The organism is Vibrio tarriae (assembly GCF_002216685.1).
GTDB classification, from domain to species: domain Bacteria; phylum Pseudomonadota; class Gammaproteobacteria; order Enterobacterales; family Vibrionaceae; genus Vibrio; species Vibrio tarriae.
The window spans coordinates 291,213-316,119 of record NZ_CP022353.1 but is presented as its reverse complement, the minus strand read 5'-3'; the positions used below and the strand labels follow the sequence as shown (position 1 = coordinate 316,119).

Annotated in this window: 19 protein-coding genes and 1 other RNA gene; 4 read left to right on the top strand and 16 right to left on the bottom strand. The window is 50.4% G+C overall.

Annotation, left to right across the window (positions count from 1 at the left end):
* Positions 1-2: 2 nt before the first annotated feature.
* The 15 genes from murD to xerD form a co-directional block, all read right to left on the bottom strand.
* Complete coding sequence (gene murD, locus CEQ48_RS07015) at positions 3-1,325, bottom strand: UDP-N-acetylmuramoyl-L-alanine--D-glutamate ligase (protein WP_198301288.1); 1,323 nt, start codon at positions 1,323-1,325, stop codon at positions 3-5.
* A gap of 23 nt (positions 1,326-1,348) precedes the next feature.
* Positions 1,349-2,431 (bottom strand): phospho-N-acetylmuramoyl-pentapeptide-transferase, encoded by a 1,083-nt coding sequence (gene mraY / locus CEQ48_RS07010; RefSeq protein WP_089070746.1) that lies wholly within the window; start codon positions 2,429-2,431, stop codon positions 1,349-1,351.
* Positions 2,428-3,789 carry a UDP-N-acetylmuramoyl-tripeptide--D-alanyl-D-alanine ligase gene (locus CEQ48_RS07005; RefSeq protein WP_089070745.1) on the bottom strand — a complete coding sequence of 454 codons (1,362 nt, stop codon included), beginning with the start codon at positions 3,787-3,789 and terminating at the stop codon, positions 2,428-2,430. Before CEQ48_RS07005 ends, mraY begins: the two co-directional genes overlap by 4 nt.
* The gene (murE, locus tag CEQ48_RS07000) at positions 3,786-5,273 is read right to left on the bottom strand and encodes a UDP-N-acetylmuramoyl-L-alanyl-D-glutamate--2,6-diaminopimelate ligase (protein ID WP_198301223.1); all 1,488 of its coding nucleotides are present in this window, start codon (positions 5,271-5,273) and stop codon (positions 3,786-3,788) included. The genes CEQ48_RS07005 and murE overlap by 4 nt, the downstream gene beginning before the upstream one ends.
* A 16-nt stretch (positions 5,274-5,289) precedes the next feature.
* Complete coding sequence (locus CEQ48_RS06995; RefSeq protein ID WP_069648320.1) at positions 5,290-7,032, bottom strand: penicillin-binding transpeptidase domain-containing protein; 1,743 nt, start codon at positions 7,030-7,032, stop codon at positions 5,290-5,292.
* Entirely contained in the window at positions 7,029-7,349 is a 321-nt protein-coding gene (gene ftsL, locus CEQ48_RS06990; RefSeq protein WP_001137975.1) for a cell division protein FtsL, read from the bottom strand. Before ftsL ends, CEQ48_RS06995 begins: the two co-directional genes overlap by 4 nt.
* Positions 7,350-7,358: 9 nt before the next feature.
* Complete coding sequence (gene rsmH / locus CEQ48_RS06985) at positions 7,359-8,309, bottom strand: 16S rRNA (cytosine(1402)-N(4))-methyltransferase RsmH (protein WP_089070743.1); 951 nt, start codon at positions 8,307-8,309, stop codon at positions 7,359-7,361.
* A gap of 181 nt (positions 8,310-8,490) precedes the next feature.
* Positions 8,491-8,892: RNase P RNA component class A (gene rnpB, locus CEQ48_RS06980), an RNA gene on the bottom strand.
* A 174-nt stretch (positions 8,893-9,066) separates the two neighbouring features.
* On the bottom strand, positions 9,067-10,494 hold the full coding sequence (gene lpdA, locus CEQ48_RS06975; RefSeq protein WP_000031529.1) for a dihydrolipoyl dehydrogenase: 1,428 nt from the start codon (positions 10,492-10,494) through the stop codon (positions 9,067-9,069).
* A gap of 267 nt (positions 10,495-10,761) precedes the next feature.
* Positions 10,762-12,648, bottom strand: coding sequence for a pyruvate dehydrogenase complex dihydrolipoyllysine-residue acetyltransferase (gene aceF, locus CEQ48_RS06970; RefSeq protein ID WP_198301222.1), 1,887 nt, complete (start codon positions 12,646-12,648; stop codon positions 10,762-10,764).
* An 18-nt stretch (positions 12,649-12,666) separates the two neighbouring features.
* On the bottom strand, positions 12,667-15,327 hold the full coding sequence (gene aceE, locus CEQ48_RS06965) for a pyruvate dehydrogenase (acetyl-transferring), homodimeric type (RefSeq protein ID WP_089070741.1): 2,661 nt from the start codon (positions 15,325-15,327) through the stop codon (positions 12,667-12,669).
* Between the two features lie 49 nt (positions 15,328-15,376).
* A complete protein-coding gene (pdhR, locus tag CEQ48_RS06960; protein ID WP_005522565.1) occupies positions 15,377-16,147 on the bottom strand; it encodes a pyruvate dehydrogenase complex transcriptional repressor PdhR in 771 nt (256 codons plus the stop codon).
* A 378-nt stretch (positions 16,148-16,525) separates the two neighbouring features.
* Positions 16,526-18,265, bottom strand: a complete 1,740-nt coding sequence (gene recJ, locus CEQ48_RS06950) for a single-stranded-DNA-specific exonuclease RecJ (protein WP_089070739.1) — start codon at positions 18,263-18,265, stop codon at positions 16,526-16,528.
* Positions 18,266-18,457: 192 nt separating this feature from the next.
* Entirely contained in the window at positions 18,458-19,210 is a 753-nt protein-coding gene (gene dsbC, locus CEQ48_RS06945) for a bifunctional protein-disulfide isomerase/oxidoreductase DsbC (protein WP_089070738.1), read from the bottom strand.
* Positions 19,211-19,226: 16 nt separating this feature from the next.
* On the bottom strand, positions 19,227-20,135 hold the full coding sequence (gene xerD, locus CEQ48_RS06940; RefSeq protein ID WP_089070737.1) for a site-specific tyrosine recombinase XerD: 909 nt from the start codon (positions 20,133-20,135) through the stop codon (positions 19,227-19,229).
* A gap of 137 nt (positions 20,136-20,272) precedes the next feature.
* Here xerD and fldB point away from each other — a divergent pair, with 137 nt between their 5' ends.
* Entirely contained in the window at positions 20,273-20,791 is a 519-nt protein-coding gene (fldB, locus tag CEQ48_RS06935; protein ID WP_000690112.1) for a flavodoxin FldB, read from the top strand.
* A gap of 149 nt (positions 20,792-20,940) precedes the next feature.
* Here fldB and ampD read toward each other — a convergent pair whose 3' ends face one another.
* Entirely contained in the window at positions 20,941-21,486 is a 546-nt protein-coding gene (gene ampD, locus CEQ48_RS06930) for a 1,6-anhydro-N-acetylmuramyl-L-alanine amidase AmpD (RefSeq protein ID WP_089070736.1), read from the bottom strand.
* A gap of 170 nt (positions 21,487-21,656) precedes the next feature.
* Here ampD and nadC point away from each other — a divergent pair, with 170 nt between their 5' ends.
* The 3 genes from nadC (at position 21,657) to pilB (ending at position 24,905) form a co-directional block, all read left to right on the top strand.
* On the top strand, positions 21,657-22,547 hold the full coding sequence (nadC, locus tag CEQ48_RS06925; RefSeq protein ID WP_089070735.1) for a carboxylating nicotinate-nucleotide diphosphorylase: 891 nt from the start codon (positions 21,657-21,659) through the stop codon (positions 22,545-22,547).
* A 243-nt stretch (positions 22,548-22,790) separates the two neighbouring features.
* Positions 22,791-23,210 (top strand): pilin, encoded by a 420-nt coding sequence (locus CEQ48_RS06920; protein WP_089070734.1) that lies wholly within the window; start codon positions 22,791-22,793, stop codon positions 23,208-23,210.
* A gap of 6 nt (positions 23,211-23,216) precedes the next feature.
* A complete protein-coding gene (pilB, locus tag CEQ48_RS06915; protein ID WP_089070733.1) occupies positions 23,217-24,905 on the top strand; it encodes a type IV-A pilus assembly ATPase PilB in 1,689 nt (562 codons plus the stop codon).
* Positions 24,906-24,907 lie beyond the last annotated feature (2 nt).

The window sequence follows — 24,907 nt, the reverse complement described above, 5'->3', positions numbered from 1 at the left end:
GCTTATGCATATTGCCGAGCGAGTTGGGCAAAAATATCCCCACGCGCCATAAAGTTTTTGAACTGATCAAAGCTCGCACAAGCGGGAGAGAGCAGCACCATATCCCCACTTTTTAATTGCGGGCGAATTGAGCGAATTATGCTCTCCATCGAGTCATAAAACCGAGCCGAAGGGTGCAGTGGCATAAATTGATGGCCGTCCACACCAAAGCAGCACAATTGCACAGGCAATTTCGCCAATACGGGGGCGAGCGGCGTGAAATCCGCCCCTTTACCTACGCCACCAACCAACAAATAGAGCTGGCCTTCGATTTTTAATCCCGACAGCGCAGCCAGCGTACTCGCAACGTTGGTCGCCTTAGAATCATTGACCCACTTGATGCCGTGATTATCGGCAACCACTTGGCAGCGGTGTGTCAAACCCGTGTAAGACTTGAGTGCATCCAAAGCCAAACGGAAGTTTACTCCGGCTGAATCCAGCAAAGCTAACACGGTAAGCACGTTTGCCACGTTATGACGGCCAACTAAACTCAGCTCAGCACACGCCATGACGGCCTCATCGCGCGCAAAAAGGTATTCGCGGCCTTGATGTTGAGCAAGGCTAAATTGTGCCGCTTGCTCGACACCAAACGTCACCACTTGTAGATGCGCAGCGTGGTCAGGAAAAGTTTGAGTATCATCGGCATTCACCACTGCGGTTTCGGCATGATCGAAAATGCGCAGTTTGGCTTGGCGGTAATCCTCCATCCCCTGATAACGATCCATATGATCTTCAGAAAGATTGAGAAACGCAGCCGCTTTCAGTTTTAGGCTAGAGGTGGTTTCTAATTGGAAGCTTGATAGCTCAAGCACATACAGTTCAACGTCTGGAGAAATCAGATCCAGTGCCGGAACCCCAATATTGCCGCCTACCGCGGCCTTCACACCAGCAGCATTGGCTAACACACCACTTAAATCAGTGACGGTGCTTTTGCCGTTCGAGCCAGTGATCGCAATAACGGGTGTATCCACATGCCATGCAAAGAGCTCAATATCACCGACAACAGGAATTTCAGCAGCCAGCACTTGTTGGATTTCCGGCGTCGCCAACGCAATACCTGGGTTGGTGACCACCAAATCGGCATTGAGTAACCACTCAATATTCCAACCGCCACGATGCAGTGCAACGTCCGACGAAAGCTGCTCTTGCCCCGGTGGTGCTTCGCGCGTATCGATAACCTGCACGATTACCGACGGATGATATTTTCGCAGATAATTAACGACAGAGAGCCCGGTAATCCCGAGCCCTACGACGACCACATGCTGTATGCCTTGCCAACGGTCCATTGAAATTGACATCCTTAATCCACTTAACGAACTTTGAGTGTCGCTAAGCCAATCAATACTAAAACGATAGAGATGATCCAAAAACGCACGATCACACGTGGTTCTGGCCAGCCTTTTAATTCGTAGTGATGGTGAATCGGCGCCATACGGAAGATACGTTGTCCACGCAGCTTGTAAGAACCAACTTGCAAAATCACTGACAGGGTTTCCATCACGAATACACCGCCCATGATCACCAACACAAATTCTTGGCGAACTAGTACCGCAATCGTACCTAACGCGCCACCTAACGCCAACGCGCCAACATCGCCCATAAATACTTGGGCTGGATAGGTGTTAAACCATAAAAAGCCTAAACCTGCACCGACCATCGCGGTACACACAACCACCAACTCAGAAGAGTGAGGAATATAAGGGATATGCAGATAGTTCGCGAAGTTAACGTTACCGGTTGCCCAGGCAATCGCCGCAAATCCGGCTGCAACCAATACGGTTGGCATGATCGCCAAGCCATCCAGACCATCGGTCAAGTTCACCGCATTACTGGTACCAACAATCACGAAATAGGTCAGCACAATGTACATCAAGCCCAGCTGTGGCATCACATCTTTAAAGAAAGGTACCACCAACTGCGTTGCCGCCGTATCTTGGCCGTGCGCATACAGAGCAAACGCAACCACTAAAGCAATCGCAGATTGCCAAAAGTATTTCCAGCGCGCGATCAAGCCATCGGTATTTTTGTGCACCACTTTACGGTAATCATCGACAAAACCGACCGCACCGTAACCAAGCAGTACCGCAAGCACAGCCCAAACATAAGGGTTAGTCAGATCGGCCCACAGCAGTACAGTGATGGTGATCGCGGCAAGGATCATCACCCCACCCATGGTCGGAGTACCGCGTTTACTGAAGTGAGATTCAGGCCCTTCATTACGCACTACTTGCCCAATCTGCAGCATTTGTAGGCGCTTAATCATGCGTGGCCCCATCCACAACGAGATCCCAAGCGCAGTCAGAATGCTGACAATGGCGCGAAATGAGAGATATTCGAACAGACGGAAAAACGAAAAATATGGCTGGAGCAGTTCAGCAAGCCAAATAATCATGCAAATTTCTCCTTGAGAGCAGCGGCAATTTTACTCATCCCTGCACTGTTGGCACCTTTCACCAACAATACTTGAGTACGACCCTGTTGTTGTTCTATGTGCTGCTCAATAAATGTCATCATGTCCTGATGGGTAGCAAAGTGATGCCCTTGGCAAAGGTCGCTGATCACTTTTGCGTCCTTGCCATACGTCAGGACAAACTCAAAACCGAATGGTGCAGCATGTTCACCGACTTGCTGATGAAGTGCAAGACTTTCATCACCCAACTCCGCCATGTTGCCCAAAATTAACCAGCGTACAGCGGAAAAGCAGCCTAACAGCTCCACCGCCGCTTTCATGGCTGGCACGCTAGCGTTATAGCTGTCATCAATAAGCGTGATATCGTCACGCAAATGTGCCATATCCACTCGACCTTTCACTTTGGATAAATGCGCTAAACCTTGACCAATTTCTGCCAAGCTCGCGCCCATTTCCAGTGATAACGCCGCCGCAGCCAGTGCATTGGTCACGTTGTGTTGGCCCATGATGCCCAACTCAACATCCACTTCGCCGACCGGGGTAACCAAAGTAAAGCTAGCTATACCGAGCGCATTTAACCGCACATCGCGTGGATAAAAGTCAGCATTGTGATCGGTAGCGGAAAATGTTTTCACAGTTTTGTCCGCCAGTACTGCTTTCCAGTAGTCACCACCGTTGCTGTCTAAATTGACAATCGCCACGGCACCCGCCTGTAGCCCTTGATAGATTTCACCTTTAGCGCGTTTAACGCCATCCATCGAGCCAAAACCTTCTAAATGCGCTGCCGCTACGTTGTTGACTAGGGAGACATCCGGCTTAACCAAAGCGGTGGTGTAGGCAATTTCACCCACATGATTCGCCCCCAATTCTATCACGGCATAATCATCTTCGGCCGTCGAGCGCAGCAGAGTCAGCGGAACGCCGATGTCGTTATTGAAGTTTCCTTGCGTGTAAAGCACTTGGCCTTTCTGGCTTAAAATGCTGGCCACCATCTCTTTGACCGTGGTTTTGCCACAGCTTCCGGTGATCGCGACAGTAGGCGTTTGACACTGTGCATGCACCCAAGAGCCAAGTTGGCCTAAGGCTTGTTTGGTATCGGCAACAACCAGTTGTGAACAGTGAGCATCGAGCTCTCGCTCAACCAACAGCGCCACTGCGCCACCGGTTACCGCTTGAGAGGCAAAATCGTGCGCATCAAAACGTTCACCGACCAAGGCAACAAACAGCGCTTCGGCGGGAATAGTACGACTGTCCGTCGATACGGCACTGACCGCGCGATCCTCACCAATTAAACGAGCATTCAATACTGAGCAGAGCTGGGAAAGCATTACGCGAATCATGGTTGTAACTCCAGTAACTGTTGGGCGGTTTCACGATCCGAGTAGTGAATCGTTTCGTTGGCCAGCACCTGATAATCTTCATGTCCTTTACCCGCGAGCAGGATGATGTCTTGTGCGCCTGCATGCTGAAGCGCATAACTCGCGGCTTGGAAACGGTGGTGTTCGATATGAGCGCGCTCGGGGCGAGTCAGTCCAGCTACCATATCCGCTACAATCGCTTGCGGCGATTCACTGCGTGGGTTGTCATCGGTCAGGATCACGCGATCGGCAAACTGCTCAGCAATCGCAGCCATCATCGGACGTTTACCGCGATCACGATCGCCGCCACACCCCACAATCGCCCATAACTGACCCGCACAATGCACACGTAACGCGCGCAGTGCTTTTTCTAAAGCGTCCGGCGTGTGCGCATAATCGACCACCATTTTGGCTTTTTGCTCACGTTGGAACAGCTCCATCCGTCCTAAGACAGGACGCAGCTTTGGCGCAGTAGCGAGCAGTGCACTTTTCTCAAAACCCAAGCTGAGCAAGGTTGCCAATGCCAATAACAAGTTACAGGCATTGAACTCACCAATCAGTGGTGCGTGCAATTCGCCTTCTCCCCACGAACTCTCAAAGTTCAGCGTAATACCGCTTTCAGCGTATGCCACTTCGCGCGCCCAGATGGCTTGCGCTGTGTTTGGTTTCGTCACTAAGGAAACCCCGATCGCCTGCGGCAATTGTTTGACCCATTGCGCGCCGACCGCATCATCGACATTAATAATCGCGTTTTGGCAGGCATGCTCACTAAATAGAGAGAATTTCGCGGCGGCGTAAGCCTCCATCGTTCCGTGATAATCCAAATGGTCACGGCTCAAATTGGAAAAGACACCGGCCACAAAATGGAGCTTTTTCACGCGCCCTTGCACTAAACCATGAGACGAGGTTTCCAGCGCTGTATATTGCGCGCCGCGTTCGGCCAAATCACGTAAAGTAGCCTGAATTTGTAGTGCATTACCTGTGGTGTTGGCCGCAGGTTCAAGCGCATTTAAAAAACCGTTCCCCGTGGTGCCCATCACGGCAGCTTTATGACCGAGCAATTCGAGCCATTGAGCAATCAGCTGGGTGATGGTGGTTTTACCGTTCGTGCCCGTCACGCCAATCAGTTGATTGTGGTGGCCGCCATACAGACGCCCAGCCAACTCTGACAGATGTTGACCAAGTTCAGCCAAATAGATGACGGGGACACCAGCACGATACTCAACCCACCCATTGATATGCTGTGCATCGGCTTCTGCCAACACAACATTGGCACCTTGCGCAATGGCGTTATCGATAAATTGGCGACCATCCACTGCATGGCCTTGAATAGCGACAAAGGTATCACCCGATTTAATCAGGCGGCTATCCAGTTCAAGATGAGTAATGACCAGCGCGGCCAACTTAGGGTCGGTCAGCTCTAGCCATGGCGCGATCAGTTCGGAGATCGCTGAATGCGTGTTCATGTTCCGTCTCACACTATTATTTGTTTTGGAAGCGGTTTTCATCAGGAGCAATGTTGAGGATTTGTAATGCGCCCTTCATGATTTCCGAGAAAACCGGACCGGCCACTGCGCCGCCATAGTAAGAGTCGCCTTGCGGCTCATTGACCATGACCACCAGTGAAATTCTTGGGTCGCTCACCGGAGCCACCCCTGCGGTATAGGCAAAATATTCATCACTATAACCGCCCGCAATCGCTTTACGTGACGTACCGGATTTGGCCGCAATACGATACCCCGGTACCGCCGCACGCGTTGCCGTTCCGCCCGGCTGAGTTACCGTTTCCAGCATTTCGAGCACCTGATTGACATATTTAGAATCAACCACTTGGCGCGTCTCGCCATGTTGATCACCTTTAATAATATGAATAGGTTGGTATTTACCATGGTTGCCTAAGGTCGCGTAGGCGTGAGCTAACTGAATAGGCGTAATCGCCAAACCATAGCCAAACGATAAGGTGGCGATTTCAAACTGTGACCAACGGCGGCGATTCGGGAAAATACCGATCGTTTCGCCCACCAAATCCAAGCCAGACATTTCGCCCAAGCCCACCGAGCTATACATGCCCAATAACGCCTCTAACGGCATTTCTAAGGCTAATTTAGCCACACCAATGTTGCTCGACTTTTTCAAAATCAGCGTGAGATCGGCTTTGCCAACTTTGGAGGTGTCACGCACGCGGCTACCGCCAATCTGCATGGTGCCATCTCCGGTATCTATGATGGTGTTTTTGTCGGCGATACCATTGGCGAGCGCCGCCAAAACCACAAAAGGCTTAACCGTTGAACCGGGCTCAAACGCATCGGTGATCACTCGGTTACGCATTTTAAAGCTTTGCCAGTCATTGCGATTATTCGGGTTATAAGAAGGCGCATTCACCATCGCCAGTACCGCGCCGGTTTTTACATCCAACATCACTGCCGATGCAGAAGTAGCACGATAATCCGCCATCGCCTGTTTCACGGCACGAAAAGCGATCGCTTGTAAGCGCTGGTCGATGGTGAGCTGGATAGGCTTACCTTCTTCACGCTCTTCTAGGGCAATGTTTTCCACTACTCGCCCAAACTTATCTTTACGCGTCACGCTTTTACCTGACTCACCGGTTAAGGTGCTATCAAAGCTGCGCTCTACCCCTTCAAGACCGTGGCCATCAATTCCGGTCACCCCGACTAAGTGGGCACTCACCTCACCTGCTGGATAATAGCGGCGTGACTCTTCTTTTAGGCCAATCCCCGCTAATTTGAGTTCACGGATGTATTTGGCCATCGCAGGGCTCACCTGACGTTGCAGATAAATAAAGCGGCGCGAACGGTTATCCTCGATTTTTTTCATCATCTCCTGACGATCCAATCCGAGCACATCAGCGAGCGCATACCAACGATCTTTCTCAACCAGACCGCCTTCTTTATAAATAGCGACAGGATCGGCCCAGACCGCTTCGACTGGCACACTCACCGCTAACGCTTCGCCATTACGATCAGAAATAATGCCGCGCGCTGATTGCAAGGTTTTGGCACGAATTGAGCGCAAATCCCCTTCTTTAATCAGATTGTCAGGTTCAATAATTTGGATATAAGCCACTCGTGCAACCAAAGCGCAGAACGCCGTTAGCACAAAAAACAGCAGCAGATAGAAACGCCAGCGGATAAAGATAGGTGCAGGCTCAGCCGTGGTAACACGGGGAGAAACTCGGGAGGCTTTGGCTGGGGCTTTCTTCTTCATTTAAGGTTGATCACGACTTCTTTGTCTGAATCTGGACGTTTCATCTCCAGATCTTTTCTTGCTAATTGTTGTACTCGGCTGTGCTCAGCCAAAGCAGTTTCTTCCAAAATCAGGTTGCGCCATTCGTTATCGAGCCGCTCACGCTCCATAAAGGCTTGATCTTTAGCGCTGATCGCCTGTCTGGTATGGTGAGTCATAAACACCACGCCCATAGCGCAGCTAAAAATCAGCACTAAAAGCAGCAAGGGCACCCGACCTACCGTCAGTAGATCGAGGGCAATTAACTTCGCGAGGTTCGGCGGCGACTGACGAGGCATAGTAACCCTCTACAGTTTTTCTGCCACGCGCAGAACAGAGCTGCGTGAACGCGGGTTAAGTTCGACTTCTTGATCCGATGGCTTGAGAGCCTTACCCACGGTTTTCATCTTGGCACTGCCGAGCGCACGAATTTGCTCTTGGGTCAAAGGAAGGCCGTGTGGCACTTCTGGGCCTTGGCTCTCTTTACGCATAAAGCGTTTCACCATGCGATCTTCCAGTGAATGGAAACTGATCACGGACAGGCGGCCTTGTGGAGCCAGAATGTCAGAAGCGCCGCGCAATGCGGTATCAATCTCTTCTAATTCACTGTTGATGTAGATCCGAAAAGCTTGAAAAGCGCGGGTTGCGGGGTGCTTTTTCTCTTTGAAACTTTTAGGCGCCGCGTCGGAGATGAGTTTTGCTAACTGGCTAGTACGCGTCAAGGGCTCGTTGAGCTCGTTTTCCCGATATTCGACAATGGCTTTAGCTATTCTGCGCGCATGTTTATCTTCACCAAACTCGCGAATCACCCAAGTGATGTCATCCAAGTCGGCTTGTGCCAACCACGCGGAAACTGGCATACCACTGGTTGGATCCATACGCATGTCGAGTGGACCATCTTTCATAAAACTAAAACCGCGCTCAGCATCATCCAACTGCGGTGAAGAAACGCCGAGATCGAACAACACACCATCAACTTTACCCACCAGATCATAACGCTGTGCGTATTCGGCAATGCCCGAGAAAGGGCCATGGACGATGGTAAAACGCGGATCATCAATCTTCTGCGCTTCGGCAATCGCTTGTGGATCACGGTCAATGCTGTACAGACTACCTTGTGGGCCTAACTGAGCGAGAATGGTGCGACTGTGACCACCGCGGCCAAAGGTGCCATCGATGTAGATACCATCCGGCTTGATCGCCAATCCTTCAATCGATTCGTTCAATAATACAGAGATGTGTTGGAAAGAAGCAGTCATGATTTTCTCGTTGTGCTGGGCATGCCCGTCATATGGATTAGTGTACCGATTTCAGACACTACCGCTAGCCATAAGCGTATACAGGACGTGACTTTGCGCTAAGTTTAATGGTTTTGCTACGACCTGAGTCAGCAAAAAGCAAAAAACCCACCATAACACAAGGCTATGATGGGTCTGCAATAGGTGGAGTCGACGTATAAGCCGGGTTCTGTTCCGCTTGCGCGGCAGTAGCCATTCCTCTAGGCCAGCAATCACTCACTGGCTCAAGCAACCTACCCGCCTCCTAACGCGAGCAACGCTATGTGGAGGCCTATTTGGTCTTGCTCCGGGTGGAGTTTACCCTGCTACGAACTGTTGCCAGTCGCACGGTGCGCTCTTACCGCACCCTTTCACCCTTACCTGATCCCATCCCGAAGGAGAGGCCATCGGCGGTTTGCTCTCTGTTGCACTTGTCGTAGGCTTGCGCCCCCCAGGCGTTACCTGGCACCCTGCTCTATGGAGCCCGGACTTTCCTCCCCCTTATCAGTCTCCCTGGCGATAGGCCAAGGGACGTCAATAAGGCAGCGACTACCCAGTCAACTCCGCGGCGGATTGTAGCGAGAAGTGTGAGCAGAGTCCAGAAACAATCCGCCAGCGCGTCAAATCTCGGTTTAACTGCTTACTTTGCATTCAATTGGGAATCAAAGGCGAAAAAAAACCGCTGCAAGCAGCGGTTTCTTCAATCAAACACTTTTTAACCAAACCAGTGAATCAGAAATTACTTTTTCTTTTTCGCTTTGGCATTTGGCAGGTCAGTGATGGTGCCTTCGAAGACTTCAGCCGCCAGACCCACAGACTCATGCAGCGTTGGGTGAGCGTGAATGGTCAGTGCGATGTCTTCTGCATCACAGCCCATCTCGATCGCCAGACCGATTTCACCCAGCAGTTCACCACCGTTCGTACCTACGATAGCACCACCGATAACACGGTGAGTCTCTTTATCGAAGATAAGCTTAGTCATACCGTCTGCACAGTCAGAAGCGATCGCACGGCCAGAGGCTGCCCATGGGAAAGTCGCCACTTCATAGTTGATGCCTTCTGCTTTCGCTTCTTTTTCTGTCTTACCAACCCAAGCCACTTCTGGCTCAGTGTAAGCGATGGATGGGATCACTTTTGGATCGAAGTAGTGCTTCTTACCAGAGATCACTTCTGCCGCTACGTGGCCTTCATGCACGCCTTTATGTGCCAGCATTGGTTGACCCACGATGTCACCGATCGCGAAGATGTGCGGAACGTTAGTGCGCATTTGCTTATCCACGCGGATAAAGCCACGCTCGTCCACTTCCAGACCCGCTTTCTCAGCATCCAGCAGTTTACCGTTTGGTACACGGCCAATTGCAACCAGAACCGCATCGTAACGCTCAGCTTGTGCTGGTGCGCTCTTACCTTCCATTGAAACGTAGATACCATCTTCTTTCGCTTCAACGGCGGTCACTTTGGTTTCCAGCATCAGGTTGAACTTATCTTTGATGCGTTTGGTATAGACTTTAACCATATCTTTATCCGCAGCAGGGATAAGCTGGTCAAACATCTCAACCACATCAATTTTAGAACCCAGTGAGTGATAAACGGTCGCCATTTCCAGACCGATGATACCGCCGCCCATGATCAGCAGTTTTCCAGGCACTTCTTTCAGTTCCAGCGCATCGGTTGAATCCCAAATACGTGGGTCTTCATGCGGAATGAATGGCAGTTTGATTGGACGAGAACCTGCAGCAACGATCGCGTTATCGAAAGTTACGACAGTTTTGCCCTCTTCACCGTCCACTTCAATGGTGTTCGGGCCAGTGAATTTACCGTAGCCGTTCACTACGTTCACTTTACGCATTTTTGCCATACCAGCCAGACCACCGGTCAGCTGATTGATCACTTTTTCTTTCCACAGACGAACCTTGTCGATGTCTGTTTTTGGTTCGCCAAACACGATACCGTGCTCAGTCAGCGCTTTGGCTTCTTCAATCACTTTTGCCACGTGCAGCAGTGCTTTAGAAGGAATACAACCAACGTTCAAACACACACCACCTAGCGTGTTGTAACGTTCGATGATGACGGTATCCAGACCTAAGTCTGCACAGCGGAATGCGGCGGAGTAACCAGCAGGACCGGCACCAAGCACCACGACTTGGGCTTTAATTTCTTTGCTCATTTCGACCTCTTGTAGTCAATATCCCTAACAGGCTGATGGGTGTTCTATCTAGTTGTTTTATTTACAAACGAATCAAAAACGAATGTTTCAAATCAAGCATGTAAAACGATTACTTTCAGACCGCAACAGTTTACAGAGATGTTAATGGTGTGAAAAGTAAATCCATGTAGCCTGTGAGCTAGACAACAATTCAACGGAAAATCAGTTTCAACGTCAAATTGGGAGATAACCATTAAATCGGGTGGCTTTCGCCACCCGAGAATGCGCTTACAGTACCAGACGACGGATGTCGCTTAGACACTCGTTCAGGTAAGTAATGAAGCGTGCACCTTCTGCACCGTCGATCACGCGGTGATCGTAAGACAGTGACAGTGGCAGTTGCAGACGTGGCGCGAACTCTTTGCCGTTCCACACTGGCTTCATCTCAGACTTAGACACACCCAAAATAGCCACTTCAGGTGCGTTAACGATTGGGGTAAACGCTGTACCGCCAATGCCACCTAGGCTAGAGATAGTGAAACAGCCACCTTGCATGTCAGCAGCAGTCAGCTTACCGCCACGGGCTTTCTTCGAGACTTCAGCCAGCTCTTTTGACAGCTCGTAGATGCCTTTCTTGTTCACATCTTTAAACACAGGAACCACCAGACCATTTGGTGTATCCACTGCGATACCGATGTTCACGTATTTCTTCAGGATCAAGCTTTCGCCATCGTCAGACAGAGAAGAGTTGAACGCAGGAAAAGCTTCCAGCGCTTTCGCAGCGGCTTTCATAATGAACACCAGCGGAGTGATCTTCATACCTGTGTCGCGCTTCGCTTCCATCGCGTTTTGCTCTTGACGGAATTTCTCTAGCTCAGTGATGTCTGCATTGTCCCATTGGGTCACGTGCGGGATCATCACCCAGTTACGGTGCAGGTTAGCACCCGAGATTTTCTTGATGCGAGACAATGGTTGCACTTCGGTATCACCGAACTTGCTGAAGTCCACTTTTGGCCAAGGCAGTAAGCCCAGCGCTGCGCCATCACCTTTACCTGAAGCCGCCGCTTGCGCGCCAGATTCCAGACGTTTCAGAGCTTCTTTCACGTAGTTCTGTACGTCTTCTTTCAGGATACGGTTCTTACGGCCAGAACCTTTGACTTTGGCTAGGTTAACGCCAAATTCACGAGCCAGACGACGCACGACTGGAGAAGCGTGTGAGTACTCATGGTTTTCTTGGAATTCGCCACTGGCTGCTGGTGCAGCCGCCGCAGGCGCTGCTGCTTGAGCAGGTGCTGCCGCTGGTGCAGAAGCTTGAACTAGTGCCGCGACTGGCGCTGCGCCAGCGACTTCAAACACCATGATCAGCGAACCAGTTTTCACTTTATCGCCTGCAGCCACTTTGATCTCTTTCAGAGTTCCGGCAAAAGGTGCAGGTACTTCCATAGAAGCCTTATCGCCTTCTACGGTGATCAGAGATTGCTCTTCGCTGATGCTGTCGCCCACGTTAACCATGATTTCCGTTACGGTCACTTCGTCACCGCCGATATCAGGTACTTGAACTTCTTTCAGTGCTGCAACGGCTGGCGCAGCGGCTGTCGCTGGTGCCGCCGCTTGAACTGGTGCTGCAACTGGCGCAGCGCCTGCTACTTCAAACACCATGATCAGTGAACCAGTGGAGACTTTGTCGCCCGCGGCGATTTTGATCTCTTTAACCGTACCTGCGAAAGGTGCAGGAACTTCCATTGACGCTTTGTCGCCTTCAACGGTGATCAGAGATTGCTCTTCAGCAACCACATCGCCAACTTTGACCATGATTTCAGTCACTTCAACTTCATCACCGCCAATGTCTGGTACTTGCACTTCTTTCAGTGCAGCGGCCGCTGGAGCCGCAGCAACAGGTGCCGCCGCTTGAGGCGCAGGAGCTGGTGCAGCCGCTGCTGCACCTTCCGCTTCAAAGACCATGATCAGAGAGCCAGTAGACACTTTGTCACCTGCCACTACTTTGATCTCTTTAACGATACCCGCTTGAGACGCAGGAACTTCCATAGAAGCTTTGTCGCCTTCAACCGTGATCAGAGATTGCTCTTCAGCCACTTTGTCGCCTACTTTGACGAGAATCTCAGTGACTTCAACCTCATCCGCACCGATGTCAGGTACATAAATTTCGATTGCCATTACTTTTCCTACCTTCAATTAAGCGTACAGCGGGTTGGTTTTTTCAGTGTCGATGTCGAATTTCTTGATTGCTGCTGCAACCACAGATTTCTCAACTTCACCACGTTTTGCCAGTTCATTCAGCGCTGCAACTACCACGTAGCCAGCATTCACTTCAAAGTGACGACGTAGGTTTTCACGGCTGTCTGAGCGGCCGAAACCATCCGTACCCAGCACTTTGTAAGACTCAGCAGGAATGAACGCACGTACTTGATCCGCGTAGTTCTTCATGTAGTCAGTGGCTGCGATAGCAGGTTCAGTACCCATCACTTGTGCGATGTAAGGGACTTTCACGTCTGCTTCTGGGTGCAGCATGTTGAAACGATCACACGCTTGGCCATCACGCGCCAGCTCGTTGAATGAAGTCACAGAGTAAACGTCAGACGCTACGCCGTACTCTTCACTCAGAATTTGTGCTGCTTTACGCACTTCGTTCATGATGGTGCCTGAGCTCATCAGTTGAACTTTTGCTTTGTTACCTGCGTAAGTTTCCAGCTTGTAGATACCTTTACGGATACCTTCTTCAGCGCCAGCAGGCATTGCTGGGTGAGCGTAGCTTTCGTTCATCAGTGTCAGGTAGTAGAACACGTTCTCTTGCTCACCGTACATACGACGGATACCGTCTTGTAGGATTACTGCAACTTCGTAAGCGAAGGTTGGATCGTAAGAGATACAGTTTGGTACTGTGCCCGCCAGAATGTGCGAGTGACCATCTTCGTGCTGTAGACCTTCACCGTTCAGCGTTGTACGACCTGCAGTAGCACCCAGTAGGAAGCCACGCGCTTGTTGGTCACCCGCCATCCACGCCATGTCGCCAACACGTTGGAAACCGAACATAGAGTAGTAGATGTAGAACGGGATCATCGGCAGGTTGTTGGTGCTGTATGACGTTGCCGCCGCAACCCAAGATGACATGGCACCCAGCTCGTTGATACCTTCTTGCAGTACCTGACCTGACGTCGCTTCTTTGTAGTAAGAAACGATATCGCGATCTTGTGGAGTGTAGTTCTGACCGTGCGGGTTGTAGATACCGATTTGACGGAACAGACCTTCCATACCGAACGTACGCGCTTCGTCCGCGATGATAGGAACGATGTTTTGACCAATATTCTTATCTTTCAGCAGGATGTTCAGAGTACGTACATACGCCATAGTTGAAGAAATTTCGCGGCTCTGCTCTTCCAGCAGTGGCTTGAACTCTTCCAGCGCAGGGATCACTAACTCACCCGTGAAGTTAGGTAGACGCTGAGGCGTGTAACCGTGCAGCGCTTTACGACGAGCGTGCAGGTATTCAAACTCTTTTGAGCCTTCTTCCAGTTTCAGGTACGGCAGGTTCTTCACTTCTTCATCAGAGATCAGATCTTGCAGGCCTAGACGGTTACGCATCGCCAGAACATGGGTCATATCCATCTTCTTCACTTGGTGCGCAATGTTCTTACCTTCTGCCGCATCACCCATGCCGTAACCTTTAACGGTTTTCGCTAGGATAACGGTTGGACGACCTTTGGTGTCTTGAGCGTTCTTGAACGCCGCGTACAGTTTAGATGATTCGTGACCCCCGCGTTTCAGAGCGAAGATCTCATCGTCAGTCATGTCAGCAACCAGTGCTGCTGTTTCTGGGTACTTACCGAAGAAGTGCTCACGTACGTAAGCGCCATCTTTGGCTTTGAACGTTTGGTAGTCGCCGTCGATGGTTTCGTTCATCAGTTGCAGCAGTTTACCTGTGGTGTCTTTCGCCAGTAGTTTGTCCCAGCCATTACCCCAGATTACTTTCACGACGTTCCAGCCTGCGCCACGGAACAGACCTTCCAGTTCTTGGATGATCTTGCCGTTACCCATAACAGGGCCGTCCAAACGTTGCAGGTTACAGTTGATCAGGAAACAGAGGTTATCCAGCTTCTCACGCGCTGCAAAAGAGATCGCGCCGCGTGATTCTGGCTCGTCCATCTCACCGTCACCAAGGAAGGCGTATACGCGCTGTGCCGTGGTGTCTTTCAGGCCACGACCATTCAGATACTTCAGGAAACGAGCTTGATAAATTGCAGAAATTGGACCCAGACCCATAGATACGGTTGGGAATTGCCAGAATTCAGGCATCAATTTCGGGTGTGGGTAAGAAGGAAGACCTTTGCCATCCACTTCCTGACGGAAGTTGTCCAGTTGCTCTTCGGTCAAACGGCCTTCAACGAAAGCACGCGCGTAGATCCCTGGAGAGATGTGACCTTGATAGTAAACCAAGTCGCCACCGTCTTTCTCGTTTGGAGCACGGAAGAAGTGGTTGAAACAGGTTTCGTAGAAAGCAGCGGAAGATTGGAAAGAAGCCATGTGGCCACCCAGTTCCAGATCTTTCTTCGATGCACGCAGCACGATCATGATCGCGTTCCAGCGAATGATTGAACGGATACGACGTTCGATCGTGGTGTCACCTGGGTAAGCAGGCTCCTGCGCCGTAGGAATGGTGTTGATGTAGTTGGTGGTGACGCCTGTTGGCATGTCTACCCCATCCAAACGCGCTTTTTCCAATACTTGCTCAAGCAGGTACTGCGCACGCTCTACGCCTTCTTCACGGACAACGGATTCAAGGGCAGCAAGCCACTCCTGAGTTTCCAGTGCATCTACGTCATGCTTCATGTCAGACATGGCGATCTATCCTTCTGTTGGTTGGATTTAAATTGAATCGCAATGGCCGCTATTGCGGCTCATTACCTTGCTGAATTCGACGCAGAGATCGCTCACGGCGAGTCTGTTCACGAGTCAAATCCAACAACGTTTCTTCGATATAAGCTAAGTGAGAATGGGACATTTCACGTGCCTTTTCTGGCAGACCCGAAACAATCGCATCCACAATGTTAGCCCGGTGTTTGCTTACTTTCTCTACCGCTTCAGGGCGGCGATGTAAGAGTTTAAAATTCTGACGAATATTCTGCTCAAGCAGTGGACTCAAGCTGCGTACAATGTGCAGTAGCACAACGTTATGCGCTGCTTCAGTTATGGCAATCAAAAAGGCCATCACGCGCTCTGCTTCTTCATCCACATTATTCAATGCCTGAGCTTCCGCAATACGCGTGACACAGTGTTGAATACGAGCAAAATCTTCTTCGGTACCACGCAACGCCGCAAAATAGGCACAAATGCCTTCCAGCGCATGACGCGCTTCCAGCAGGTCCAGTTGAGTTTCGGAGTGGCTAGACAATAAATTTAGCAGAGGATCTGAAAAGCTCTGCCAAATTCGGTCACTAACGAATGTACCGCCACCTTGACGGCGGGTAAGCAAGCGTTTGGCTTCCAAGCGTTGTATGGCTTCTCTGATCGAGGGGCGAGACACTTCAAATTGTTTGGCCAGTTCGCGTTCCGGAGGAAGTTGCTGACCGGGTGAGAGTGTTCCTTCCACTATCAGTCTCTCCAGTTCTTGTTCAATCACATCGGAGAGCTTTGGCTGACGGATCCTTTGATAAGCCATAATTTATTGTTCTTCTACTCTTATTCTTCTTGCTGGCAATTGGTAATACCAATTTTAAGTTGGTGCAGAAATTAACATAATTAAAACGCCAGTGTCCAGCCGAAAATTGACCTAAATCATAGAACAGGTCACGCTCTAACAATCCAGCAACAATAGTTGATTAAAACAGCAAAAATATTGGTCAGACCAATTACAACTCATATACAGATGGGGATTTGATGGGCTAGAAGTGTCAATTGATGACAATTTTTGAAAAAAGATGAAAGGATTGAGTTGAGAATAGAGCAAGCGTGAGAGCCGTAATCGACTTGGCGTTGCAGGTTAGAAGGGGATATTTCAGCGGCAGAATTCCCCCCTTTAATAGCAAGAGGAGAAACTCTACTTCGCTTCCAGATGATCAATCATGAGTTGCAATGATTGATTACCGCGAAACTCGTTGATGTCGAGTTTGTACGCCAAACGTACCGTTTTTACTGAGGCATCCGGCCAACGACGTAGGTCGACATTAAACGCAATCCCGTCGATCATCACATTGGTTGGAAAGCCTTTATACAGCGGTTCGAGCATCAGTTTGAGGTGTTTTTCGCCGACCAGTTTTTGGTGCAGCACTTTAAATTCGCCATCAAACAGGGGTTCAGGAAACGCTTGCCCCCATGGGCCACCAGCACGCAGTAATTCGGCGGTATGCAGCGAAAACTCTTCCGGTTTCAGTTCGCCATCGCTGAGAATGATGCCTTTGAGTGCTGCTTCATCCAGCTCTTCACGCACTAGCTGGTCAAACAATCGGCAAAAATGTTCAAAATTTTGCTCTTCAATGGTTAATCCAGCCGCCATCGCGTGACCACCAAATTTGAGGATGATGCCCGGGTTTTGCGTATCAATTTTATCTAGTGCATCACGCATATGCAGACCGGGAACCGAGCGGCACGAACCTTTTAGCTTGCCATCGCCGCCTTCAGCAAACGCAATCACGGGGCGGTGGTATTTCTCTTTGATGCGCGAAGCAAGAATGCCGATCACCCCTTGGTGCCAATCGCGCTGAAACAGCACTAAACCGTAAGGCAGCTCGCGATCATCGCTCAGTTGCAAGCGCTCACAAAATGCGACAGCCTCTTGCTTCATCCCCTCTTCAATCTCTTTTCGGGTTTGATTGAGGCCGTCCAGTTCACTCGCCATACGCCGCGCAGCGTGAATGTTGTTACACAGCAAAAGCTCAACGCCGAACGACATATCATCCAAACGTCCTGCAGCGTTAATCCGTGGCCCAAGCGCAAAGCCAAAATCAGCAGCGACCAAACGGCGCGCATCACGTTTGGCGACTTCAATCAGAGCTTGAATACCGGGACGCGCTAAACCCGCACGAATACGCTGCAAACCTTGGTGCACCAAAATACGGTTGTTGTCATCCAGTGGCACCACATCGGCGACCGTACCGAGTGCTACTAAATCGATCAGCTCCATCAATTTCGGTTCAGCCATGCCTTGCGCGGCAAACCAACCTTGCTGACGCATGTGCACACAAAGTGCCATCATCAAATAGAAAGCAACCCCTACCCCAGCCAGCGCCTTAGAAGGAAAAGCACACTGCTGCAAGTTTGGGTTCACCATGGCATCGACTTCAGGTAGTTCTTGTCCCGGTAAGTGATGATCGGTGACCACCACTTGCAGCCCTTTCTGTTTGGCATAACGCACTCCTTCCAGTGATGAAACGCCGTTATCCACGGTCATGATCATCTCTGCACCACGCTCAATTGCTTGATCAACCACTTCAGGGCTTAGGCCGTAACCATCTTCAAAACGGTTTGGCACTAAGTAATCGACATTACGACTACCGAGCATACGCAGTGCGAGCACGGAAAGTGCCGAACTGGTTGCGCCATCGGCATCAAAATCACCGACGACTATAATGCGTTTTTGCTCAGCAATCGCCGCGAACAGCAACTCAACCGCACGATCAATACCATGTAACTGTTTGAATGAGTGCAGCGCTTTGGCGGCTTTTTCAAGTTGTGCCACGTTGCTTACACCACGGCTCAGGTAAAGCCGACGTAATAGTGGGTCGATGTGGTCGGGGAGAAGTGAGAGATCAGGTTCGGGGCGTCGCTGGATTTCTATCATGCTGTGACAGGCCAAAGTTGCCTCTGGCCTGTTTCCTTAATTAGTCGAAAATGATTTATACCCAAACAACTTGGAGTTGCAGGTAGGCGGCAAGTGAGTGAATCCCCATGAGCATAGATACACTATGTGATTGGGGTGAACGAACGTAGCCAACACCGCTGCAACTTCAAGTAGGAAGGGTATAGTCGAAAACTATTGTGTGGCTTGCAGACGTTGCAGCAATTGTGGCGCAGGCAAGTAGCCGCCAACCATCTCACCATTGGGTAAGAAAATCGCTGGAGTACCGCTAATGCCGAGCTCATGACCCAGCATATAATGCTGCGCGATGGTCTTTTGGCATTGGGCGATATCTTTATCGGCGGTAATGGTTTTACGATTCACTTTCGCATCGTGCATCGCCGTTTTCGGATCGTTAGAACACCAGATGGCCGCCATTTGATCCGCGACTTGACCTTGCGGCCCCTGACGCGGGTAGGCGAGATAACGCACCGTAATGCCGAGATCATTGTACTCTTTGATCTGACTGTGCAGACGCACACAGTAACCACACGTGATATCGGTAAATACGGTGATCGCGTATTTCTCATTGGGTGCTTTAAACTCAATCATGCTGTCTTGTAATGCGGCAATTTTCTTGGCGTTGAGTGGCGCTTGGCGTTTAGCCAGCACATCAACATAACCGCCATTACCATCCAGCGCATACAGAGTACCCGCGATAAAATGCTCACCATCAGGCGAAGAGAACAACACACCACCAGACGTTTGCACTTCAAGCAAGCCATTGATATCAGAGGGCTTGATCTCTTCTACTTGCAATCCGAGTTTGGAAAAGCGCTGCTCAAGCTCGGCTTTATTCAATTGTGCTGGTGCAGTGTTCGCTTGTACGTTGAATGCCATACTCAGTAAAGGAAATGCCAGCCATGTTAGTCGGCGCAGTACGCTCATGAAAATCACCTTATTTTCAAGCCCTTGGATGGTGCTCGTTGTGGAGTTGTTTAAGCCGCTCAGTGGCGACATGAGTATAAATTTGTGTCGTGGATAAATCACTATGCCCAAGCAACATCTGCACCACGCGCAGATCGGCACCATAATTGAGTAAGTGAGTGGCAAACGCATGGCGCAATACGTGCGGCGAGAGTTTTTCCACATCAATCCCTGCAATGACCGCATAGTGTTTAATGCGATGCCAGAAGGTTTGCCGGGTCATCTGCTGACCGCGGCTACTGGGGAAAACGATATCCGACGTCTGCTCCCCCAGCAGTAAAGACCGTCCCTGCTGCAAAAAAGTTTCAATCCATTCAATGGCATTTTCGCCCATAGGCACCAAACGCTCTTTACCGCCCTTACCCATGACTCGCACCACACCTTGGCGCAAGCTCATGTTTTCCATGGTCAGTGAGACCAGCTCTGTCACACGCAGTCCCGTAGCATACAGCAATTCCAACATGGCTTTATCACGCAGCTCAAGTGGACTTTGCGGATCTGGCGCACTCAGTAGCGATTCAACTTGCGCTTCGCTCAAATCTTTTGGTAAGCGCGTTGGCAGTTTCGGGCTCACCAACAGCGCACTCGGATCATCGGCGCGCACCTTTTCCCGATGCAGGTATTGAAATAGGCGGCGAATCGCCGACAACATGCGCGCTTTCGAGGTCGGCTTGTAATTTTGCTCTGACAACCAGCTTTGATACTCCAACAAACCAGCAAAGCTAATAAAATCGAGCCGATACTGGTTTTGCGCCATCCACTCTAATAGCTTACTCAAGTCATTACGATAAGAAGCCACGGTATTTTCTGCCAAACCGCGCTCAAACCACATGGTATCTAAAAATTGTTCCACCAACCCTTGGTCGGGAGATAAGGCTTCGCTCACTCTATCCTCAGCTCTAGCTCTCTTTTTACTGGGCGTTTAATAGCATAAAAATACGCAGGATGCAGGATATTGGCTGCATTCCGATCATTTTTATGGTTAGAATTTGCCATTCCTTCGCAGACAGATACAAATTATTGATGAAGATTGGTCTATTTTATGGCTCAAGCACCTGTTACACCGAAATGACCGCGGAGAAAATTCGCGCCATACTGGGTGAAGAACTGGTGGATATCCACAACGTAAAAGAATCGCCTCTCACTTTAATGAGTGATTACGATCTTTTACTGCTGGGCATTTCAACATGGGATTTTGGTGAAATCCAAGAGGACTGGAGTGCGGTATGGGATCACATCGGTGGCGTGTCGCTAAAAAACAAGTACGTCGCGTTGTTCGGCTTAGGCGATCAAGAAGGCTATGGCGAATGGTATCTGGATGCGATGGGGCTGCTGCACGACCAGATCAAGAAGAGCGGAGCTAACCTGCTTGGCTACTGGCCAAATCAAGGCTACCACTTTGAAGCCTCCAAGGCTTTGACTGAAGATGGCAGCCATTTTGTCGGCCTCGCACTGGATGAAGATTCGCAATACGACTTGAGTGACGAACGCATCGCGACTTGGGTCGAGCAAGTGCTGACCGAGTATCACGACGCGATTTAAGCGCATCCGTGAGCGCTTAATACCCCACCCTAGCCCTCCCCTAAAAGGGGAGGGAACAGTTTTTGGCTCCTCCCCTTCTAGAGCAGCAACCTTTGCTCCTCCCCCTTCTAGGGGGAGGCAGGGAGGGGGTGTTCCGCACCAACTAAAACCTATGACTTCAAGCCCGCCCGAAAACGCCGCCAGTCAAACACTAAACCTGGGTCGGTTTTACGCAGCGGCGCGATATATTGATGCCCAGTAATGCGCGGCAGCGTGATGTGCGGGTAAAGCACCATCAAGGCTTGGGTCAGCTCAGTCAGCGCCTGATATTGCGCATCGGTATACGGCACAAAATCACTCCCCTCCAGCTCAATACCAATCGAGTAATCATTACACTTGGCTCGGCCTGCAAAAGAGGAGACACCCGCATGCCACGCGCGCAGATGAAACGGCACAAACTGCACCACCTCACCATCACGGCGGATCACGCAGTGCGCCGAAACGCGCATCTTGGCGATCACCTTAAAAAACGAATGTTGATTAGCATCCAGCTCGCCCAGAAAAAACTGCTCAATGTACGGGCCGCCAAACTGGCCGGGGGGCAAGCTGATGTTATGCACCACCAGTAGCGAAACATCCTCACTATCATGGCGCGCATCACAATGTGGAGAAGGTACTTTTCTGGCGAGGCGGTACCAGCCTTGACTATCAATCATCCTTACTCCTTGCTTTGATATCTTTTCGGTTGAGAACCCGCTCACCCACACGCCCGATTCTACCTTACACATAACAAATTACGAGATTAGAAGCTGAATTTCTACGCGCCAGCCAGTATCATGGCGCAGTTTGGTTTAACACAGCAAATAACACGGACATTCGACTTGCGATGAAAGAGACTCACAACAGTCAGGATCGCCTTGCGTACCTGAAACAGCAACTGCCTGCCGATATTACCCGCAGCGTGATCGACACCCTAAAAGAAGATTTAGGCGGCACACTTGACCCTGCGGCCGACATCACCGCAAGCCTGATTCCAGCCGATCGCATCAGCACAGCGACCATCATCACTCGTGAAGCGGGGGTGTTTTGCGGCCAGTTGTGGGCGGATGAAGTGTTTAAACAGCTCGGCGGCCAAGTCACCATTGAATGGCATGTGCAAGATGGTGATACCCTCACGCCCAACCAAACCTTGTGCACCTTAACAGGGCCTGCACGTATTCTGCTCACCGGTGAGCGCAACGCGATGAACTTTATCCAAACCCTTTCCGGTTGCGCCACGGCTACAGCGCGTTATGTGCAAGAGCTCAAAGGTACCCAGTGCCGTCTGCTCGATACCCGCAAAACCATTCCCGGCCTGCGCAGCGCACTGAAATACGCGGTAGCTTGTGGCGGCGGTTATAACCACCGTATCGGCGTGTTTGATGCTTACCTCATCAAAGAAAACCACATTATTGCTTGCGGCGGTATTACTCAGGCCATCCAGACAGCAAAACAGCTTAACCCCGGCAAACCGGTGGAAGTGGAAACCGAAACCTTGACGGAATTGGAAGAGGCGATCAGCGCCGGTGCCGACATCATTATGCTCGATAACTTTAGCCTTGAGATGATGCGTGAAGCGGTAAACATTAATGCAGGGCGCGCCGCGCTGGAAAACTCCGGCAATATCACGCTGGATAACCTCAAAGAGTGTGCCGAGACGGGGGTGGATTACATCTCGGTCGGCGCACTGACCAAACACCTCAAAGCCCTCGATCTCTCGATGCGCTTCAAGTCGTAAAACTTGGGACTAACTTCAAAAATTTCAAATAGTTAACAGGAGACTTAAAGTCTCCTCTTTTCTTTCCAGCCACTCAATCAGCTGCATAAGTTTTTAACTGACTCGAAATTTTTTGCATTCACCATGCAAATTATAGAGTTAAAACCCTAACTGACTCGAAGAGCGTTCGTGACTCGATTTCCCCTTCATCCGCCAAGGCATATGCTCACTGCGCTTCATACGCAAACACCTACGGAGGGAATTATGAAAGCGTATAAAAACAAACTACAGAAAGGTTTTACCTTAATTGAATTGATGATTGTGGTAGCGATTATTGGTGTGTTAGCTGCAATTGCAATACCTGCATATCAAAACTATGTAACCAGATCAGAGGTTTCATCTGGTTTAGCCACATTAAAAGCTCTGATTACTCCTGCGGAGTTACATTATCAACAAAATGGCACTGCAGCTTTTGTTACACTAGCACAATTAGGAACTGTTGGTACTGCAAACGATCTAGGTACTATTGACTCAGCATTAGCTAATGCCTTACCTGTACTCACCTTTACATTTGATGGTGACAGCTCAATCAATGGTGGTGTTTTAACCTTCACTCGTAATGCCGATACTGGCTGGAGCTGTGCCCCAACAGCCCCAGCAATTGCGGTTGATGGCTGCCAATAATAACTAATGCTCACCAACCTTGTTGCTATCTTGCGTCAGGCTGAGTTAATCAGCGCGGCGCAAGAACAAGCGGTGGTTACCCAAGTAAGCGCTTCGGGAACTTCGGTGCCCGAAGCGCTGCTCAGTTTGGGCATTTTCCCCGCCCAAGAACTGACCGAACAACTGAGCCATATTTTCGGCTTGCCGGAAACCGACCTTAGCCGCTACGACTACGCCAGCCTGTGCCAACAGCTTGGGCTGCGTGAACTGATTACCCGCTACGATGCATTGCCGATTGCCAAGCAAGGCAACTTGCTGCAGCTCGCAGTCTCAGACCCAACCTTATTGCAAGCCGAAGAAGAGTTTCGTTTTGCCACTGGGTTACAAGTCGAACTAGCACTAGCCGATCATCGCGCACTACAAGCCGCAATCCGCCGTTTGTATGGCCGAACCATTCAAGGTGCCGCTAACCAAGGTAAAGAGATCAGCCAAGATGAGCTCGCCAATCTGGTTAAAGTCGGAGATGAAGAACTTCAGTCAATTGAAGATCTCAGCCAAGATGATTCGCCGGTCAGTCGCTTTATCAATCAAGTGCTGCTCGATGCAGTGCGTAAAGGCGCCTCCGACATTCATTTTGAGCCTTATGAAGCGCAATACCGCATTCGGCTGCGCTGCGATGGGATCTTGGTGGAAACTCAGCAACCGGCCAGCCATTTAAGCCGCCGTTTAGCGGCGCGGATTAAAATTCTCTCTAAATTAGATATTGCCGAACGCCGCTTACCGCAAGACGGTCGAATCAAGCTGCGCCTTAATAGTGATACTGCGATTGATATGCGGGTTTCGACACTCCCGACCTTATGGGGTGAAAAAATCGTGCTGCGTCTACTCGATAGCAGCGCCGCCAATCTGGATATTGATAAGCTCGGTTATAACCCGCAACAAAAGCAGCTCTACCTCAATGCCCTCAAAAGACCGCAAGGGATGATTTTGATGACTGGCCCAACCGGCAGCGGCAAAACCGTTTCACTCTATACTGGGCTGCGCATTCTCAACACGTCGCAGATCAATATCTCGACCGCGGAAGACCCGGTAGAAATTAACCTCTCTGGGATTAACCAAGTGCAAGTGCAGCCCAAAATCGGCTTTGGTTTTGCCGAGGCACTGCGCTCATTTCTGCGCCAAGACCCGGATGTGGTGATGGTCGGCGAAATACGCGATCTGGAAACCGCAGAAATCGCAGTCAAAGCCGCGCAAACTGGTCACTTAGTGCTTTCCACCCTGCACACCAACTCGGCTGCCGAAACGGTCGTTCGTTTAGCCAATATGGGGGTGGAGCCGTTTAATCTTGCTTCATCACTCAGTTTAATCATCGCCCAGCGCCTCGCACGCCGCTTGTGTAAGCACTGCAAAATCGCGGTACGCCCTTCTGCCCTATTGCAAAACCAATTTGCGTTTCAGCCGAATGAAGTCTTGTATGAAGCCAATGCGGCTGGGTGCAACGAGTGTACGGGCGGCTATTCAGGGCGCGTCGGTATCTATGAAGTGATGGCGTTTAATACCGAGCTGGCAGAGGCCATTATGCAACGCGCCAGCATTCACCAAATTGAAAGTTTAGCCAAAGCCAATGGTATGTTGAGCTTGCAAGAGTCTGGCCTTGAAAAGCTGCGCGAAGGCATCACCAGTTTTGCCGAACTACAACGCGTACTCTATTTTTAACC